12 protein-coding genes are annotated in these 19,635 nt (G+C 40.9%); 7 read left to right on the top strand and 5 right to left on the bottom strand.

The features are described from left to right. Positions 1–3: 3 nt before the first annotated feature. From PI95_RS03290 to PI95_RS03305, 4 genes are all read right to left on the bottom strand, one after another. Positions 4–1,314 carry a nucleotide sugar dehydrogenase gene (locus tag PI95_RS03290; RefSeq protein WP_039752652.1) on the bottom strand — a complete coding sequence of 437 codons (1,311 nt, stop codon included), beginning with the start codon at positions 1,312–1,314 and terminating at the stop codon, positions 4–6. Between the two features lie 214 nt (positions 1,315–1,528). Next, a complete protein-coding gene (locus PI95_RS03295; protein ID WP_039752653.1) occupies positions 1,529–2,371 on the bottom strand; it encodes an ABC transporter permease in 843 nt (280 codons plus the stop codon). A 10-nt stretch (positions 2,372–2,381) separates the two neighbouring features. Continuing rightward, positions 2,382–2,810, bottom strand: a complete 429-nt coding sequence (locus tag PI95_RS03300) for a hypothetical protein (protein WP_039752654.1) — start codon at positions 2,808–2,810, stop codon at positions 2,382–2,384. A 716-nt stretch (positions 2,811–3,526) separates the two neighbouring features. Next, on the bottom strand, positions 3,527–4,876 hold the full coding sequence (locus PI95_RS03305) for a glycosyltransferase family 4 protein (RefSeq protein WP_039752655.1): 1,350 nt from the start codon (positions 4,874–4,876) through the stop codon (positions 3,527–3,529). A gap of 1,578 nt (positions 4,877–6,454) precedes the next feature. Between PI95_RS03305 and PI95_RS03310 the strand changes: the two genes are divergently transcribed. The 7 genes from PI95_RS03310 (at position 6,455) to rppB (ending at position 17,311) form a co-directional block, all read left to right on the top strand. Further along, positions 6,455–8,599 carry a GumC family protein gene (locus PI95_RS03310; RefSeq protein ID WP_039752656.1) on the top strand — a complete coding sequence of 715 codons (2,145 nt, stop codon included), beginning with the start codon at positions 6,455–6,457 and terminating at the stop codon, positions 8,597–8,599. Between the two features lie 172 nt (positions 8,600–8,771). Further along, entirely contained in the window at positions 8,772–9,458 is a 687-nt protein-coding gene (locus tag PI95_RS03315; protein WP_039752657.1) for a DUF305 domain-containing protein, read from the top strand. Positions 9,459–9,583: 125 nt separating this feature from the next. Next, entirely contained in the window at positions 9,584–11,230 is a 1,647-nt protein-coding gene (locus PI95_RS03320) for an efflux RND transporter periplasmic adaptor subunit (RefSeq protein ID WP_039752658.1), read from the top strand. 2 nt (positions 11,231–11,232) lie between these two features. Next, positions 11,233–14,397 (top strand): efflux RND transporter permease subunit, encoded by a 3,165-nt coding sequence (locus PI95_RS03325; RefSeq protein WP_052325741.1) that lies wholly within the window; start codon positions 11,233–11,235, stop codon positions 14,395–14,397. A gap of 149 nt (positions 14,398–14,546) precedes the next feature. After that, positions 14,547–15,026: a hypothetical protein gene (locus PI95_RS03330; protein WP_039752659.1), complete on the top strand. Its 480-nt coding sequence runs from the start codon at positions 14,547–14,549 to the stop codon at positions 15,024–15,026. A gap of 183 nt (positions 15,027–15,209) precedes the next feature. Further along, positions 15,210–15,929, top strand: a complete 720-nt coding sequence (gene rppA / locus PI95_RS03335) for a two-component system response regulator RppA (RefSeq protein ID WP_039752660.1) — start codon at positions 15,210–15,212, stop codon at positions 15,927–15,929. Then, positions 15,926–17,311 (top strand): two-component system sensor histidine kinase RppB, encoded by a 1,386-nt coding sequence (gene rppB / locus PI95_RS03340; protein ID WP_039752661.1) that lies wholly within the window; start codon positions 15,926–15,928, stop codon positions 17,309–17,311. Before rppA ends, rppB begins: the two co-directional genes overlap by 4 nt. 109 nt (positions 17,312–17,420) lie before the next feature. Here the strand turns inward: rppB and PI95_RS03345 are convergent, their stop codons facing one another. Next, positions 17,421–19,478, bottom strand: coding sequence for a substrate-binding domain-containing protein (locus PI95_RS03345; RefSeq protein WP_201280277.1), 2,058 nt, complete (start codon positions 19,476–19,478; stop codon positions 17,421–17,423). Positions 19,479–19,635: the final 157 nt, after the last annotated feature.

Raw genomic sequence — 19,635 nt, forward strand, 5'->3', positions numbered from 1 at the left:
CACTCAAGCAACAACGGTATTTTTTGTTTTTAAACCTTTTGCCGCTAAAACGTTGCGGGTATCAACAATTAAGGATGAATGTTCGGCAACCAAATCATAATCTACATTATCATGATCGGTGGTAATGATGACCGCATCAAACTTCTGCAAATTTTCTGGAGTTAAAGATACAGATTGTAAGTTGATTTCTGGATAATGACGATGATTGGAACACGTCAGAGCATAAGGATCGTGATATTCTATATCTGCTCCTTGCCTTTGTAAAAGCTGAATTATTTTCAAAGAAGGACTTTCTCGCTGATCGTCCACATTTTTCTTATAAGCTACTCCTAAAATTAGAATTCGAGAATTTTTTAAAGGTTTGCTGCGATCGTTCAGTGCTGCAACTAACTTATCGACTACATAGTTAGGCATTAAAGTGTTAACTTCACCTGCCAATTCAATAAATCGTAAAGAAACATCATATTCTCTGGCTTTCCATGTTAAATAAAATGGATCTATAGGAATACAATGTCCACCCCATCCGGGACCTGGATAAAAAGCATGAAAACCAAAGGGTTTGGTTTTTGCGGCTTCAATCACTTCCCAGATATCTATATCCATTTTTTGAAGCAAAATCTTTAATTCATTTACCAAAGCAATGTTGACTGCACGGTAAATATTTTCGAGAATTTTAGTTGCTTCTGCGGTTTGAGTTGATGATACGGGAACAGTTGTGGCAATTATTTGATTGTAGAGAGTTTCCGCTAAATCGCGGCATAAAGTTGTGATTCCACCTACTACTTTTGGGACATTAACTAAAGAGTAGTTTTCATTTCCCGGATCTTCGCGTTCGGGAGAGTAAGCAAGCGAAAAATCTTCACCTACTATAAAGCCGCTGCGAGAAAGTATGGGTAACACTACTTCTTTGGTTGTACCTGGGTAAGTTGTACTTTCTAAAATAATCAACTGTCCTATTTTTAAAGAACGAGCGATCGCATAAGTTGTATCGACAACATAACTTAAATCAGGCTCTCTATGTATATTTAAAGGAGTCGGAACACAAATGGCGATCGCATCAACTTCCCCCAAACGACTCATATCGCTGGTGACATCAATTAAGTGATTTTTTAAATCTTCGTCAGGAATATGTTTTATATACGATCGCCCAGCTTGAATTTGATTAATTTTCTGTCGATCTACATCAAATCCTAGTACTGAAAAACCTTTTTTGGCAAAAGCTGTTAAAATTGGCAATCCTACATATCCCAATCCAATAATTCCAATTTTTGCTGATTGATTTTCGATTTTATCTTTGAGTTCTTTTAAAAGCATTTTTATTTACTCCCAAAAAAGGATTTTAAATTCAGTTTACTCGCAGAAGAAATTTGAAGTTTTACTATATATCCAACACCCTATAGGACTCCTCGGAAGATTTTTTAAATACACGTAGGGTGCGTTAGCGGAGCGTAACGCACCCTACAAAACTTATCAGCAACGCCTTTGAATTCTTTATCGATATTATGAATTATGAATTATGAATTCCTATCTAAATTACGTCAGCAAATGTCCGTTCCATTTTGCGGAAATACCAAATGCCGCTTATTAATAAAAAGAAAACTAATCCTACAGATAGCATGAATCCAGGCATGTAAATTTTTGAAGTTCCACCTAAAATAGCCCAGCGAAAGCCATCAATTACGCCTACCATTGGGTTTAAAGAATACAGTAAACGCCATTGCTCTGGAACTCGGTTGCTACTAAAACCTACGGGCGATATATATAAGCCAAATTGCACAATAAATGGCACAATATACCGAAAATCTCGGTATTCTACATTTAACGCTGCTAACCACAAACCGACTCCGATTGATGCGGCAAAGGCAATGCCGATAAATAATGGTAGTGTGAGTATGCGCCAACTGGGAACAAAGTTATACCAAGCCATCAGCCCCAAGAGAATCATGCCGGAAACCATGAAGTCTACAAAGCTGACAATCACTGCACTAATGGGTACAATCAAACGCGGAAAGTAGACTTTAGAGATTAAGTTGGCATTGCTAACCAGACTGTTGCTGCACTCAGCTAACGCAGTGGAAAAAAACTGCCAAGGTAGCAGGGCGGCAAATACTAAAATCGGATATGGCACTCCCTCCGACGGTAATTTTGCAATATTTCCAAAGACCACGGTGAACACCACCATTGTCAAAAATGGTCGGATCAATGCCCAAGCCATGCCGATCGCAGTTTGCTTGTAACGCACCAAAATGTCACGCCAAGCAAGAAAATAGAACAGTTCGCGATAGCGCCACAAATCTTTCCAATATTGCTTTTCGGCGCGTCCGGCTTCAATCACTAACTCGTGCTTGGAGGCAATCTCTTGACTACTCATAGATTGATGCTTAACTGACAAATTTGAAATCTTTGATGCCACTGCAACCAACTAGCCGTGAATGCCTGCGAGTAAACTCTCCCACAGAAGGGTTCCCCTGAGGATCGATTACTCCTGATACCTGTTGCCAAAGCTCGCGTGGCGCTGCTGAAAGTTCATAGGTGCGCTCATCGGACTTACGAACGTGATACCATTTTGTCGCTTGGCACTGCTCGCACCAAAAAGCTTCTAACCATTCTCCATCTATAGGAACTGTAGTTTGGGACGCTACGAGCATCAATGCACTTCGCCGGCTCATACCCCGTTGCTGCAACTGCCCCGGGCGATCGGCAAACAACTGATATTTTTGACTCATGCTATCGAGATAGCAACTATGAACTGGACAATATATGGCTCGTCGTTTTGAACGTTTCCGATTTCGGTCACACCTTCTCTGCAATTTCGACCTCCCACGATAAAAGATTAGACAATCATGAAGGTTACGTTGGAGGGACTGAGATCGAAAAGACCATCGAAGCCCAAACTCCTAATTCATAAATAATTATTCAATTTTCGTTTTTCATGCCTTATCTGTTTCCAGTATCGGCATCAATTGAGAATAATCTCAATAAAAATCAATGTTTTTTTATTTTAGCGATATATGTAATATCTTACACTTTTTTCCTCACATTTTTACTCTTAACTCAATTAAATATGAAAACAAAATAAACTTATTTTCCAGTTGACAACAAGTTAGAAAGTAAGAGAAACTTAGCCCAAGCAAACAATTGCAAGTGCTGTTACTATCTGGCAATAACTTTTCTTAACCTGTTAAGTGTTCATAATATTTAATCCTTCAATATCTAACTGTTTCGCCACAAGAAGATGGAAATTGTCGGTTAATTTGAGCCTCATTATCTGACTCAAATTAAAAAGGTAAATGTTTACTCACCGGAATTTGACAGGTTTGTTGCTCCAGTAAGTATTCAGGATGACAATTCATAGTAATATAAGTATTACTAATCTTATTTTTGATGGTAGATACTTTGTCAAAACGTGGTAAATTCTATTGCCTCCACTCAAGAGAATATTTAGATTGGGTAACAATAAAAGCGCAAATATTTATGTTCCCAAGCTGAATATCTATTGGCAGAACAAAACAATATCCCCAATAACTTACTCTGTGAGATTTTGAGACATAAATCTCACATCTTCAGATAATATCACTCTTGCCAAAACATCAAAGTATTGTTTGGAGATAATTTTGGGTGTGAAATGCGATCGCAAATATTGACGTCCGGCTTTACCCATGCGTTCCCCTAGTTGGCGATCGCGACTCAGCAAGCGAATAAATTGAGCTAGACCATTACCGTCTTTATTCTCAAACGTGCCACCACAGTTGGCTTCGGCAATGAGTTGTCTCAGGTATGAATACTGTGAGCAAATCACTGCGATCGGTCTTCCCGATGCTAAAGCTGAGTAAAGCTTGCTTGGCGTGACTAAATTTTCCGTACACTCATCCACACTCACGAGCGACAGATCGCAAGCTGTTAGTGAGTAGGGCAACACCTCCTTGTCTTGATAGGGTAGAAACATAAAATTGCTCAACCCTAATTGATTCACTTGCGAAATCAACTCATCGCGTTTTGCTCCACCACCAATGCAGACGAACTGAATTGGCTCATCTTGCAGTTGCTTTGCCGCTTCTAGGATGGTATCCATGTCATGACACCGACCTAGATTACCGGAGTAGAGTACGGTAAATTTCTTAACTAGGTTGTACTTCCAGGCAAACCAGTTTTCTTGCTTGGCAATTGGCACAATCGAGTCAGGGTCTGCCCAACTGTGAATCACAGAAATCTTATCGGCTATCTGCGAACAATGCGCCGCTACTTGTAGTTTCATCGCTGGACTGAGAACGACGATCGCCTTAGCGTTTCGCCAAATTTTTTTATTCAGCGCTTGCCATAATCGCACTAGCCAGTGATGCTTGGGAATTACACCCAGAGCGATCGCTATATCCGGATAAAGGTCATAGAGGATGCAAACATAAGGAATTTTAAACAACAGATAACCCAGATATCCCACAAGTGGCAAAAATGGCGGAGCTGTTGTCACTAATAAGACATTGTTGCGATGTCTCGCCCTAAATAGATGCAGCCCTGCCCGCAACGTATACAAAATACCATTGACAGCTTTGCCGCGAATTCGCCCAAGCCAAAGTTGAGCAGTGCGCGATCGCTGAATTCGCACTCGACCTATCCGTTCAACTGCTGGAGCGTATTGAGTCCGAAACGCATATCCAGGCTGACTGGTAAAAACCTCAATGTCTATCCCAAGATACCCTAAATGTCTCACAAGTTCCTCAACCAACTGTCCTGTTGCCGCATAGTCTGGCGGGAAAAACTGAGTAATTACAGACAATTTGATCGACTGTTGATTTTTTAGAGAATGCTGATTCTTACTTTCTAACCCAGAAGAGAGCGATTGAAATAACTTGATATTAATCCATTCATTAAGTCTCATCGGCTACACCCTAATCTTCTTTAAAACGCCACTGAAATACTCAAGCCAAGCTATTAATTCACATGAAAAATTTACCCGGCTTTATAAATCTGTACAATTGCTTGACTGCGATGTACGAGTGTTAATTAGCGGGTAAAATCCCAAGAGTCACAGAAAGTAACGGCAAGCCGACCTAGTGGTGCAGATTAATACAAAGCTAAACTCATTCGAGCTGGGCGATGTATTAGTCTGTGCAAAATTTTCCTGAAACTCACAGGACGTATCTGCAAGCTTTGTAGCCTATTTATACAAAGCAGCATGTCATTTGAGTTGATAATACGTACTTCTTTTGGACAGAACAACACATGACACAGACATGAAAACACACAACACAAAAACAAATCTGATTAACAACATTTGCTACTACTCAAACCTTAGACTTTAAGGAAAGTCCCTATGCTTTCTCTGAATACAGAACTTTTCTTGACTTTTTTTCCAGAGACTATTAAGGTAGTAGCCGCCATTCTAAACTGCCTTCTGGTTAAAGAAGGAGGAGCACCTCTAAATTAAATGAGATTGGCATCATATCATATTAGCCTTCAAGTGATTTTTTTTACTATTACATGTAATTCTTGTCCAGAATATGCTGTTCCTTTTTTATCTTTACATGTAATTTTTAATTAGAATACCATGTTTGAAATTTACTTATGTACTTCATGAAAAATTTATATAAATATGGTTCTTTTTTACATTATCTTAATAAAATTACGATTCATTTATGTATAAATCCCTAATGAGTTTATACAAAAAGTACAATACCTAAGTATTTATTCGGTCAAAGCCTCAAGAGATTTATTTGCTCAAATATAAGTATCATCTTCATTTTTAATTATTTAATCTGCGATATCAATTATCGTCAGCACCAAAAATAAATAGTATAAAATACAACTTAAAGTTGTCTAATCAGCCAAAGGAATTATTTTATTAACTGTATAATATAGATGCGTAATAGCTTGAGCTAAAAAAATTATGCGTTTTTTAGATGTCTAATAGTTAAATCTAAAAATTCTTCAAAAACCTGGCAAAATAGTTCAATAAAATGGAAAAAAGTCAAGCTAAGAGAAAATCAGAAAAATAAATTACTTTCAGCGTGTTTTGGGGTTTATGAGGAGTGCGATCGCACTCGCCAAAAGTTGCTACCCTTGGATCTGAGTCTGACGGCGGGCGATTTATTTACCTACAAAGTACCGTGGACCGTGGGGTTTCACAAACGATAGACAAAAATGGACAGCCTTTTTTAATAGATCCGCAACACCCCACGATACCAACAGATGAAGGCTGTTCATTTTTGTCCAGGTTCAGCCCAAGGGGACGAGGGCACTTATAGCGTTAAGAATCACAAATAAAATATATTAATTAATGTCATAATAAGTGATAAGCCGTGTTATATACGGATTAAAATAAGCTTGTCAGGCATCAGCTTGCAATAACCTTCTACCATAGTGCTTGCATCACTAAGATTGCTGTTCTGGTTGAATTATTATTGCTGGAAATTTTTAGAAAAATCTTATTTGACTTGTTAGCAAGTATTCAGAAATAATGGAGAATAATTCTTCTCAACCCTCAAGTTCTGACCAAAATAGGAACTTTAGCTCTCCATTTCTTCAGACTCAACCTTTTACGGAGTCGGAAGGACAAGAAAATGATTGGAATTTTCGTGATTTTCTGGGTATTTTACGGCGGCGATCGCTTATCATTGCAGGGGTAGCCACTGTTGTGATGGCAATTGTTGTCAGCCAAGCACTCTCGCAAAAACCAGAATATGAAGGCAATTTTCGGCTATTAGTGGAACCTGTTAATGATGATACCAAAATGCTGGATGTTGTCAAAGACGCTAACGTAGCCAAGTCTAGTCTAGATTACGAAAGTCAAATTCAAGTCCTCAAGAGTCCTGAACTGATGGGGAACATTGTTAAGCAATTGCAAGGTTCCTATCCAGAAATAGATTATGATTCTCTTCTAAATTCTCTGACTATTATTCGCTTAGGTACAACCAAGATTATAGAAGTTCGCTATCGAAGTAACGATGCAAATAAGACTAAAGTAGTACTAAATCAAATTGCTACAGATTACTTAAATTACAGCCTGGAAAAGCGGCAAACCAAGTTGCGTCAGGGGATTCAGTTTGTTGAAAAACAACTGCCATCCTTACAGAAACGAGTTGATGAAATTCAAAAAGATTTGCAAAATTTCCGGCAAAAATACGACTTTATCGACCCAGACACCCAGGCAGAGCAAATCGCCAGTCAAGTCAACATATTATCTGGGCAACGATTAGCAGTTAATCAGCAATTGGCACAAGCTCGTGCTAATTTAGCTGGCTTACAAGCACAAGACGGAGAACTGGCAGCGTTGAATAATGCTACTGTATATCAGCAGTTAATTATTCAGGTGCGTCAATTGGAAACTCAGATTGCTGCGGAGTCAGCTCGTTTCCAGTCAGATAGCCCAAACATGCGAACATTAAAGGAGAAACGAGACAACCTGCTGCCTTTGCTACGTCAGGAAGCGCAGCGCTTTTTGGATGTAAAAGTTGCAGACGTAGCGACTCAAGTTCAAACTTTAGAAGTGCAGAGCCAAGAGCTTGCCAAAGCCGAACAGAAACTTGAAGAAAGACGCAAGCAATTGCCAGTTTTGACACGACAATATACCGAAATGCAGCGAACATTGCAGGTTGCAACTGAAAGCTTGAATCGTTTTCTTGCTACCCGCGAAACACTGCAAATTCAGGTGGCTCAGACAGAACTACCTTGGCAGTTAATTCAAGCCCCAAGTAAACCTGAAAGTCCTTTATCTTCGGATATCAAACGTAATTTGATTTCGGGATTTTTCGCTTCGCTAGCCATAGGAATTGGCATCGCCATACTAATTGAAAAACTGGACAATACCTATCATACCGCCGCTGCCCTGAAAGAGAAAATCAAACTGCCGTTGTTAGGAACTATTCCATTTGAAAAGCAACTCCAAAATGGTCAACATGGCACAACCAAACAAAACATTCCCATAGTCAGAGTAACAGATTCGCTGCGTGAGAGTGTTCCTGGGTTAGCTGTAATACCCGACCAGGACTATAGCAATTATTCCCCCAAATTTTTGGAAGCTTTACGGGTACTTTGTACGAATATTCAACTGCTCAGTTCCGATCGCCCAATTCGCTCGATAATTATTAGTTCAGCTATGTCTGGTGACGGTAAGTCTACAGTTGCATTTCATTTAGCTCAAATAGCTACAGCAATGGGGCAACGAGTACTACTTATAGATGCCGATCTGCGTCAGCCGACGATTCACACTTTATCAAATTTAAATAATCTTTGGGGATTGAGTAATTTGATTTCGACAAACTTGCCAGTCAAAGAGGTGATTCGGCAACTACCTTCTATGAACGAATTATCTGTAATTACTTCGGGACCCATACCACCCGATCCCACCAAGTTGCTCTCCTCGGAAAAGATGAAGCGACTGATGGAAGAATTTCATAATAGCTTTGACTTGGTGATATATGACGCTCCTGTATTAGTTGGACTAGCTGATGCTAGCCTGATAGCACCCCACACTAATGGAATTTTGCTGGTGGTAAGGATGGACAAAACAGACAGTTCTGTTCTCAAGCGAGCTTTGGATAACTTGAAACTTTCGCGAATGAGTGTTTTAGGCGTCGTTGGTAATGCTCAGAAAAATAATTAAATAGTTGCAACCGTCGTAGAGACGTTCGGTGCGGAACGTCTCTACAATATGTGTAATTAGATGCATATTTCTCGGAAAATTCGCTTTTTTTAAATTTTCTTTGCAATCTTGTTGACTCTCTAGCTGAGTGGAGAGTTGACAATGGAAGAACGCAAATCAGACGAAGAAAGTTATGCAACTCCTGTCTTTGAAAAATGGCTTTTTGGCGTTAACCTTGAGTGCGATCGCCTCAACTAGCGGGTTACTTGCAGCTTGTACTGCTGACCAAAATCAAGCTCAAACACCAAACACCACCGCTACCAATGCTAGCGACAAGCAACAGATGCACGGAAGTGGCATGAATCACAGCATGGCAATGGATTTGGGTCCAAGCGATGCTAATTACGATTTGCGGTTCATCGACGGTATGACACCGCACCATCAAGGAGCGATAGAAATGGCTAAGGAAGCACAGCAGAAATCAAAACGTCCGGAAATCAAAAAGCTAGCAGACGAAATCATCAAAGCGCAAAACCAAGAAACGCAAGAAATGAAGCAGTGGCGAACAGCTTGGTATCCTAAAGCTGGTGATAAACCAATGGCTTATGACGCTCAAATGGGTCATATGATGGAAATGTCATCTGACCAAAAGAACAGCATGATGATGAACATGGACTTAGGCGCGGCTGATAAAGATTTTGACTTGCGCTTTATCAATGCAATGATTCCTCACCATGAAGGCGCTGTCACAATGGCAGAAGATGCGTTGCAAAAGTCTCAACGCCCGGAGATTAAGAAACTCTCCCAAGAGATTATTAAATCACAAAATGCCGAAATTAATCAAATGAAGCAATGGCGTAAAACTTGGTACAACAAGTAAGCTTGATTTCATCTTGATTTCATTTCTCAATGCCAAACTGAGAGATAAGCGCAATTCCAACTCCTAGGGAGTATCGCGCTCTAGATAGCGCATGAAACCCAGTACTCAAGGATTATTGAATCGCCATGCCTAATCTGCGTTCCCAAACAGCGATCGCAATTCGCACGCTATCTGGCACAATCTTAAGTGTTTTTTTGCTGGCTTATCCCGCAGCAGTTTTGGCACACGCCGGACACGGAGATGAATTTCATCAAGAAAGTCAAGCTACTCAATCTAATGGCTCGATTCAAGTTGATGCCCAAACTGCTCAACGTATAAAAATTAAAATCGAGCCAGTTAAGCGCCAGAAGCTCGCTGTAGGCATTAAAACCACCGGACAGATTGAAACTCTACCCAGTCAAAAAGTGGAAGTAACTACGCCAATTTCTGGCGCGAAAGTGGTTGAGTTATTGGTCGAACCTGGTGCGACAGTCAAACAAAATCAACCTGTAGCCGTTTTAACCAGTCCTGACTTGGTGACGCTGCGTGTAGAATCTCAAGAAAAACTTGCTCAAGGTCAAGCTGATTTACACTTCAGCCAAGCTGACTTAAAGCTAGCACAACAAAACTACGAGCGATATCAGCAAATAGCGGCTGCGGAAATCGCTCAAACACAAAGTCAAGTGGCATTTGCTCAAGAGAAATATAACAAAGATAAGCAGTTAGCCGATGCTGGGGCTTTGCCAAGACGCAATGCTTTGGAATCTCAAACCCAGCTAGCAGAAGCCAAAGCCGACCTCGCTAAAGCTTCCAGTCGTCGAGATGTAATTGAGGCGGAAAATCAATTGAAACGCGCTTCCGCCGCCGTTGAAGTAGCTAAATCACGTATTAATCTCAGTAATAAGACGTATACAACTCGGCTGCAACAACTGGGAAATTCTGCTAATGCCAAAGGATTGGTGACGGTGACGGCTCCGATTTCTGGTAAGGTTGCCGACAGGGAAGTTACCATCGGTCAATCTTTTGAGGATGCGGGTGGCAAGTTGATGACGATTGTCAATGACAGTCGAGTTTATGCGACTGCAAATATTTATGAAAAAGATTTGAGCAAGATAAAAACAGGTCAAGCAGTAAATGTCAAAGTTGCTTCTGTACCTGACCGTACTTTCACTGGTAAAATTGCTGTAGTTGGGTCAGTGGTAGAAGGCGAAACGCGGATACTACCAGTAAAAGCGGAAATAGTCAATTCGGGTGGAGTTCTCAAACCAGGGATGTTTGCAGAACTTGAAGTTTTAACTGACAAAACATCGACAGCTATCTTAAGTATTCCCAACTCGGCTGTAGTTGAAGCGAATAATAAAAAACAAGTTTACGTCCAAAATGGTAACGCTTACCAACCAGTTGAAGTTACTTTAGGTCAAACTTCTGGGGATATGGTTGAGGTGAAAACTGGTTTATTTGAGGGAGATTCAATAGTTACCCAGCGTGCTACTCAACTTTACGCACAGTCTTTGCGGGGGGGTAGCAAAGAAAGAGAGCAAGAAAGCAAGAAAGTAGCCGAGAAAGAAGTAATTGGTAATTTCCCACTGTCTTGGTTGGTTGCAATTTCTGGAGGAGCTGCGTTAGCAACTGTAGCTTTTATGGCTGGTACATTTTGGTCTGGTAGACGCACAAAACATCAATTAATTTCAGTATCAGAAACACAGGTATCAGAATCAGCCAATAGTTCGGCAATGCCAGAAACAGCATGGGATGATAACCACCACTCTCATCAGCATAAAAATTATAAATAACAATGCTCAGTGCGATTATTAAATGGGCGATCGCTCGTCGTTGGCTTGTCATTTTGGGTGCAATTGTCGTCACGTTTTGGATATTTCGGACAATCATCCAAATGCCTTTGGATGTCTTTCCCAGCTTTGCACCACCTCAAGTCGAAATTCAAACTGAAGCACCAGGACTCGCACCAGAAGAAATTGAATCTCTGGTAACTTTACCAATTGAAAGTGCAATTAACGGTACTCCCGGAGTTACGGCAGTCAGGTCTTCAAGCGCATCAGGAATTTCCGTTGTCAAAATCATTTTTAACTGGGGAAGCGATATTTATCAAGCTCGTCAACTGGTAACAGAGCGATTGCAACAAGCGCAAAGTAAGCTTCCCGAAAAAGTAGAAACACCGCAAATTTCCCCCATTAGTTCCCCCATTGGTACTGTACTGCAATATGCTTTCACAGTTGATGAGGAGGGGAGGAATTCCCAATCCAAAATCGACTTGATGGAAGTGCGGCGTATTGTTGATTGGCAAGTAACAAACCGCCTTTTGGCTGTCCCTGGTGTTAGTCAGGTAGTGGCGTATGGCGGTGATGTTCGTCAATATCAAGTGTTAGTTAATCCCGAAAAATTGAAAGCTTTTAATATTACCTTAGAACAAGTTGTAGAAGCAGCATCGGCTGCAAATGTCAATGCTCCTGGTGGCTATTTAATAACTAGCGATCGCGAAAAATTAATTCGAGGTATTGGGCGGATTGAATCTATCGAAGATTTACAACAATCAGTAATTACTGCCCGTAATAATACGCCTATCAAAATATCCGATATTGCTGATATTCAAATTGGTGCAGCTATTAAACGGGGTGATGCAAGTTTTAACGGTCAAAAGGCAATTATTATCATGATTAATAAACAGCCTCAAGCGGATACCCCCACCGTTACCCGTGCCATAGAGGGGGCAATGAAAGAAATTCAAGCAGGCTTACCCAAAGAGATAAAAGTTACGCCTACATTTCGACAAAAAAACTATATTGATTCTTCGATTGAAAATGTTAGAGAAGCTTTAGTTGAAGGCAGTATTATTGTTGCGATTATTCTCATCCCGTTTTTGATGAATTGGCGCAATTTAGTTATTTGTTTAACTGCTCTACCCTTATCTTTGCTGCTCGGAGTGTTGGCTTTGAATTGGTTGGGACAAGGCTTAAATACGATGACTTTGGGAGGGTTAGCAGTAGCAATTGGTTCAGCGGTGGATGATGCGATCGTTGATGCTGAAAATGTCTATCGTAACCTGCGCGAAAATAAATATTCTCCTCAGCCGCGTCCAGTTTTAGATGTGGTATTTGAAGGTTGTCAAGAGGTGCGTGATTCGGTATTTGGAGCCACCGTAATTACAATAGTTGTCTTCTCTCCAGTTTTTGCTTTAAGTGGTGTAGAAGGTAGTATTTTTATTCCGATGGGGTTGGGATATCTAGTAGCGGTTCTCGCTTCGAGTGTGACAGCATTAACGGTGACTCCGGCTTTATGTGCAATTTTATTGCCTTACGGTAATTTGCCAGAAAGGGAACCTTGGGTAGCGAGATTTTTTAAGAAGCTTTATCAGCCTCTGTTAACATTTTCTCTGCGGCATTCTGTAATTATTTTAGTAGCAGCCACTGTTAGTTTGGTAGCAGCCACGGTGATTTTTCCTTCGTTTGGAAGAGTGTTTTTACCAGAGTTTCAAGAACAAACTTTAGTCAATACATTAACACTTTATCCAGGTGTGTCACTTGAAGCGACGAATAGCGCAGGTTTTGCACTACAAGATGCATTGAAAAATGATTCGAGATTTCCTTATGTGCAATTGCGTTCTGGACGGGCGCCTGGAGATGCAGACGCAGCACAAGTGAATTTGGGACATTTGGATATCGAGTTAAGCGATGAAGGATTGAAAAATAGAAAAGCGACTATCGAGAAGCTACGAGAAGAATTTGCTAAATTACCTGGGGTAGCACCGAATATTGGCGGTTTTATCTCTCATCGGATGGATGAGGTGTTGTCTGGGGTGCGGAGTGCGATCGCTGTCAAAATTTTCGGTTCTGAATTAGAACAACTCCGCGCTATTGGGAATCAAGTAAATGAGGTGATGAAAACCGTTGATGGAATTGTCGATTTGCAACTTGAACCCCAAGTACCTATCGAACAGATTCAAATTAAGTTCAACCGCAGGGATGCTTCAAGATATAATTTGACGGTAGGCAAACTTTCGGAAATTCTTGAAACTGCCCTTAATGGACGAGTAGTATCTCAAGTTTTAGAGAAGCAACAAACCTTTGATTTAGTTGTCTGGTTAAAGCCAGAAGCACGTCAAAATCTGGATACTATTCGCAATTTATTAGTTGATACCCCTGATGGCAATAAAATTCCTTTAGCACAAGTTGCCACAATTGAAAATGGCACGGGTCCAAATACAATTAATCGAGAAAATGTATCTCGTTTTATTGTAGTTTCTGCTAATGCTAGCGGCAGAGATTTGCGCTCTATCGTCAATGAAATTCAAGATAAAGTTAAGCAGCAGGTGCAGATACCCGCAGGTTACTATATCCAGTATGCGGGTCAATTTGAAGCGCAAGAAAGAGCTACTCAGAATATCTTAATTACTAGTGCGATCGCATTTGTGGTGATTGCGGTAATCATGTATCTTTCAGTAAAATCTATTCCCTCTACTGCCATGATTATGATTAACTTACCTTTAGCATTGGTGGGGGGTGTCTTTTCAGTAGCTTTGACTGGTGGCGTTATTTCTATCGCTTCTTTAGTTGGCTTTATTACTTTATTTGGCGTTGCTACTCGTAATGGCTTGCTGTTGGTAGACAATTACAACACTAAGTTTGGCGAAGGGATGCCTATTAAAGAAGTCTTAATTAAAGGTTCAATGGAACGTCTGAATGCCATTTTAATGACAGCGTTTACCTCAGCTTTAGGATTAGCACCGCTGGTAGTTGACAGTGGTCCTGGTAAAGAAATTTTGCAACCACTTTCGATAGTAGTTTTGGGGGGATTATTCACTTCTACAGCTTTAACGTTAGTTGTTTTACCCGCATTGTATGCGAAGTTTAGTAGGTTCTTGTTGCCTAAGCGAGTGTCAGTTGTCAAGGATAATATAGCAGTCCTAAATCATTCTGAAAAGCTAGATACCCGACTTCTTTAATAAATCGGGTATCTGGATGCGTAAATTTCATCTTGATTTCATCTGATTATGAGAAATTAGGTACAGCAGTGAACAATGCCCAAGCTTAACGAATAATATTTTATTCGCATCGGTCTACTTATTAATTATTTAAAATTAGGAGTAAAGCAATGATACCATTCAAATCAAAGTTAATTATTCTAGGTAGTGTCGGACTTTTTTTCTTGCAAGCTTGTAGTAACGCAAATCAAGCAACTAATACAGAAAATAGTCCAACGACTTCTACCTCAACTACTCAATCTTCGGCTTCACCCATTGCGACAGGGGGACATGGTGAATCTCATGGGGGACAAGTTGTAGAAACGGGAGCCTATCATTTAGAGTTTGTTCCGGAAAAAGAAGCTAACGGAACACATATGGATTTTTATTTACAAAAAGGAGACAATCACGAAGCAATTCCTAACGCCAAAGTAACCGCTCAAGTTCAATTACCTGATGGAACTCAGAAAAGTTTCAATCTTAAATATGACACTGAAGGCAAACATTATACAGCTTTGCTTCCTGTAAATGCCACTGGTCAATATCAAGTGAAAGTTACTTCTGATATTAACGGTCAAAAGGTAGACGGGCGTTTTAATTTTAATAAATAAATTGCCAGTGATGCACTTCTTGATGGAAGATTTATTATTAATAAATAAATCTTCCATCATGTAAAAAGACCAACTATTAGTAGTAATTCTATCTACCGCTTATCGGTTAAAATAGTTGGCAGCGATGCAGAGATTCCCATAGGTGTTGCTGAGTTTCACACATATTAATTATGGGTAATTTTTATGAGGGTGCTGTTAGTCGAAGATGAACCAGATTTAGGTGCTGCTATTAAGCGAACTCTGACGCAGCAAAAATATTTGGTAGACTGGGTTTTAGATGGTAATGAAGCATGGGCATATTTAGATAATAGCTGGACGCAATATACCTTAGCTATTATCGATTGGATGCTTCCAGGATTGTCAGGGTTAGAGTTGTGCAAACGGTTACGCCAAAATAAAAATCCTTTACCTGTGTTAATGCTGACGGCAAAAGACACAATGGAAGATAAAGTTACTGGACTGGATGCAGGTGCTGATGATTATTTGGTGAAGCCATTTGGAATGGCGGAATTATTAGCGAGGTTGCGTGCTTTGCAAAGGCGATGTCTGATGACAAGCCGCTCCGCGTCTACGCCTAATTTTCAACCCCAACAACTTTCTGTTGGCAACCTAATTCTAGATTACAGCAATAGTACGGTTAGTTACAATTTTCAGGGAGATAAACAGGTGATTCTCCTAACAAATAAAGAATTTCAATTATTAGAATACTTTATGAAGCACCCAAACCAAATTCTTACCACTGAACAAATTCGCTATCAGGTTTGGGAAGTAAGTTCAGAAGCCATTAGTAATGTAGTGGCAGCGCAAATGCGTTTGCTGCGTCGCAAGTTAACTAATAGTGGTTGCGCGAACTTGATCGAAACTTTGCATGGTCTGGGATATCGTCTCAATCTCACGCCATGAATCAAAATAAACTATTTAATTTGACCCGGATTCGTTTAGCATTGTCATATGCAATGGTCATGGGTCTGATTTTAAGTTTGTGCGGATTTGGTGTCTATAAAGCAGTATCTCATGCCCATTGGGTAACATTAGACCAAGAAGTAGAATCTGTTGCAGGAACTTTACACGATAGTATTGAACTGAAGTTAAAGCAGCCTGGACGCTTAGAAACAGTCATACAAGAGCTTTTACCAAATATCTGCATAGTTGGAGACAAATGCATTCAAGAACAATCAAATCCCAAACGTCATACTCTTAGTGCCATCAATCAAGGCTACTATTATGTGCGTTTTTTTGATAATTCCGGACGCTTGATTGCGATCGCAGGTTCTTATCCAGAAGGACTGTCTCCTGTTTTGAATAAAAAACTTTGGCAAACTCTCAAAGATAGCCAGGGCAAATCATACCACCAAATTTCTTTTGTACTGCATACCCAAGATAATCGCAATTGGGGATACATCCAAGTGGGGCGAAGTCTTGAAGACTTTAATAGTTATCTAGATGCGGTAAAATTGATTTTAGCATTGGGATTGCCATTAGCAATGGGTTTGGTTGCTGTTGCTAGTTGGTGGTTAGCAGGATTAGCGATGCAACCGATTTACCAATCTTACAGACAGATTCAACAGTTTACAGCGGATGCGGCACATGAATTGCGAACACCTTTAGCAGCGACACAAGCAACGGTGGAATCAGCACTTTTAATGCCTTCTCTGGATGAAGCAGAGGTGCGGGATATTCTGCAAACTCTACAGCGTCAGAATTTACGATTGATTACGCTGGTTTCAGATTTGCTGCTGTTGGCTCGTTTGGATAGACAACCGACACTACGACAGAAATGTTGCTTGAATGAAGTTGTCAGTGATTTAATTGAGGAATTTGCAGCGATGGCGTATACTGCTAAGGTGACGCTGACATCTTCTATACGAGTGGATGAACCTATCAATATTGTCAGCAATTATGACCAGCTTTATCGTTTAATTTCTAACTTAATTGTGAATGCAATTCAATATACACCAACTGGGGGGAAAGTTACTGTTATCTTAGATCGCAGTGAGAATTATGCTGTGATTCAAGTTGAAGATAGTGGTATTGGCATTGCACAACAAGAGATACCGCGAATATTCGATCGCTTTTACCGAGTGAATAGCGATCGCTCGCGTAGCAGTGGTGGTTCTGGATTAGGTTTGGCGATCGCTTTCGCAATTGTTCAAGCAAACCAAGGCAACTTTAACGTACAAAGCGAATTAAATAAAGGTAGCACTTTTACCGTTCAATTGCCCTTCGATGTCGCTCGACTTAACAGCATTCGTTCTCAATTTAAATCGTTGATAGGTAATGGGTAATGGGGATTTTTAAAAGGGAAAAGGGAAAGGGGAAAAGCCCAATTACCAATTCGCAATTCGCAATTCGCAATTCGCAATTCGCAATTCGCAATTCCCGTAGTTCTGGTTATTAGCTTTTTGGTAATTGCTGCGGTTGTTGCTTCTGATCTATCGACATAGGTTTGAACGGCTTGAATGTCTTGATGTCCACGCAGGCAGTACCATCCAGCTTAGTTCTGAGTTCAGCGCTGAAAGTGACTAGCTGCTCGACAAGAACCTCACGGTCGCTTAAGCAACCTTTGATTACCATGAGTTCTCCCAGAGTCCACTCGTAGAGATTTCTGTCTGAATTGTTCATGAGCGCAGTCAGTTCGTTCTTGGTTCTTATGAGTTGGTTGATATAAGTGTTGTCGATTTCCTGGCTAATATTCTGGGTAATCACAGAGATATAATTTTGTATTTTTTCGTCATAAATGTTGTCGATTTGCTGGCTGATGTAGTGCTGAAGTTCAGCATTATTATTGACAAGCTTCTGGGTAATTACTTTGTTGAATGTCTCTCGGCTACCTATTGTGTTGATCAGTTCATCGACGTGCTGTATAACCAAACTCATAAAAGTCCGATTCCAATCGTTGCGGAGGTTCTCAATTTTGTTGTTAGTTTCAGTACTGTTGGCAACTAAGTTCAGAATCTGGTTGTTCATTTCAGTGTTGCTGGTTACACTGTGCTGTAAGCGCTGGTCGATGTACTGCTTTAATTCCTCATTATTCTGAACAAGGTTGCGAGCAATCACTTGCATGTGATTGTGTATTTTTTGCTCAAAAATGTTGTCGATTTGCTGACTGATGTAGTGGTTAAGTTCAGCATTATTATTGACAAGCTTCTGAGTAATTACTCTGTTGAATGACTCTCGGCTAGCTATTGTGTTGATTACTTCATCTCCGTGCTGTGTAAGCAGACTCATAAAAGTCCGATTCCAATCGTTGCGGAGGTTCTCAATCTTTTTGTTAATTTCAGTACTGTTGGCAACCAAGTTCTCAATCTTGTTGTTAATTTCAGTTCTTCTGCCTCGACGTTCCTTAAGTAACCACCAAAGTAATCCTAGTAAAGGAATGGAGGCTAGCAAGAGAAGCCACCACCAGGCAAATCCTTGCTCGGTTGCCTCACCAGTAGATGTAGGTACAAGCGCAATTTGACCATTAGGTGCAGGACTGGGAGAAGAACCAGTGGCTACTACTGACGTTCCTGAAGTTGAAGCACTCGTTATAGATTGACGCACTGCTTCAGCTTCCTGCTGTTTGGCAACTGCTAAAATTTCCTGTCCCGGTGCTGAAGTTGCAAAGCCCAGAAAGGCAAGCATTCCTGGAGTGGCAGTTTCCTTTCGATAGACATAGCCCCGAGGTTGGGAGTAGGGATAACGGGGGTCCGAGGGCATGGTTTTGTGCATGGGAATGACCCGGACATTCGGCAAGTTGAGTACTTGATCTGCGATCGCATAACTGATTCCATCCTTGCCGAGTGCCGGCACAATGGTTGCAGTGTCGTCCTGGGACAGCGTGGTTGTGTTAGCTCCATTCTTAAACGGGGCTTTTTTGAAGATATCGTAGGTGCCTAGCGATCGCCGCGTGTCCCCCCACTCTGGATGGTCAATAAATCGAATCTTACCAGGAGCGCCTCCTACCTGTGACCAGTTAGTTATCTCGCCTCGAAACATCTTGGCGAACTGCTCGAAGGTGAGGTTTTTCTTAAATGGATTGTCAGAACCTACGATAATCGCGATCTTCTCCCGACTAACAGGAGTGGCAACGAGTCCCTGAGCCTTCTCCTGAGCGGTGAGTGGGCGTCCAACCGCTGCCATATTAATGTCACCTCGCAGCAGTGCTGCTAATGCTCCATCCGTTCCACCCGATGCTAGGTCAACTTTAGTGCCCGGAAACTTCTCTTCAAACCGTTTTCTCAATGCTTCGTTAATTACTCTCATGCTGCTGGAGCCATCCACTTTCACTGTTGTCCCACTCGGTAGTGATTTGGGAAGTGGGAAAGAGGGACTTGGACTGTTAGATTGGGCAACGACAGGAGAAAGTATCGATGGGAAAGATGCCACTAGCTTGGGAGTAGCTGTCAGACCTAGCACTACCACCGCAATCTGCACGAACGTTTTCTTAAAGCATTTTTTAGAGCGAAACATCTTAATTGACCTCATTCTTGGGATTAGTATGACGTTTCATTAGTTTCATTTTTAAGTTCTCCTTTTTTAGTAAAGGACGGGCATTTTGCCCGTCCCACAATCAAATCATGTAATTCTCGTTATTAACCTCCTGGCTACTACTGCGGTTGCACGGGTG

This window comes from Hassallia byssoidea VB512170 (genome assembly GCF_000817785.2).
In the GTDB taxonomy this organism is placed as follows: Bacteria; Cyanobacteriota; Cyanobacteriia; order Cyanobacteriales; family Nostocaceae; genus Hassallia; species Hassallia carrinoi.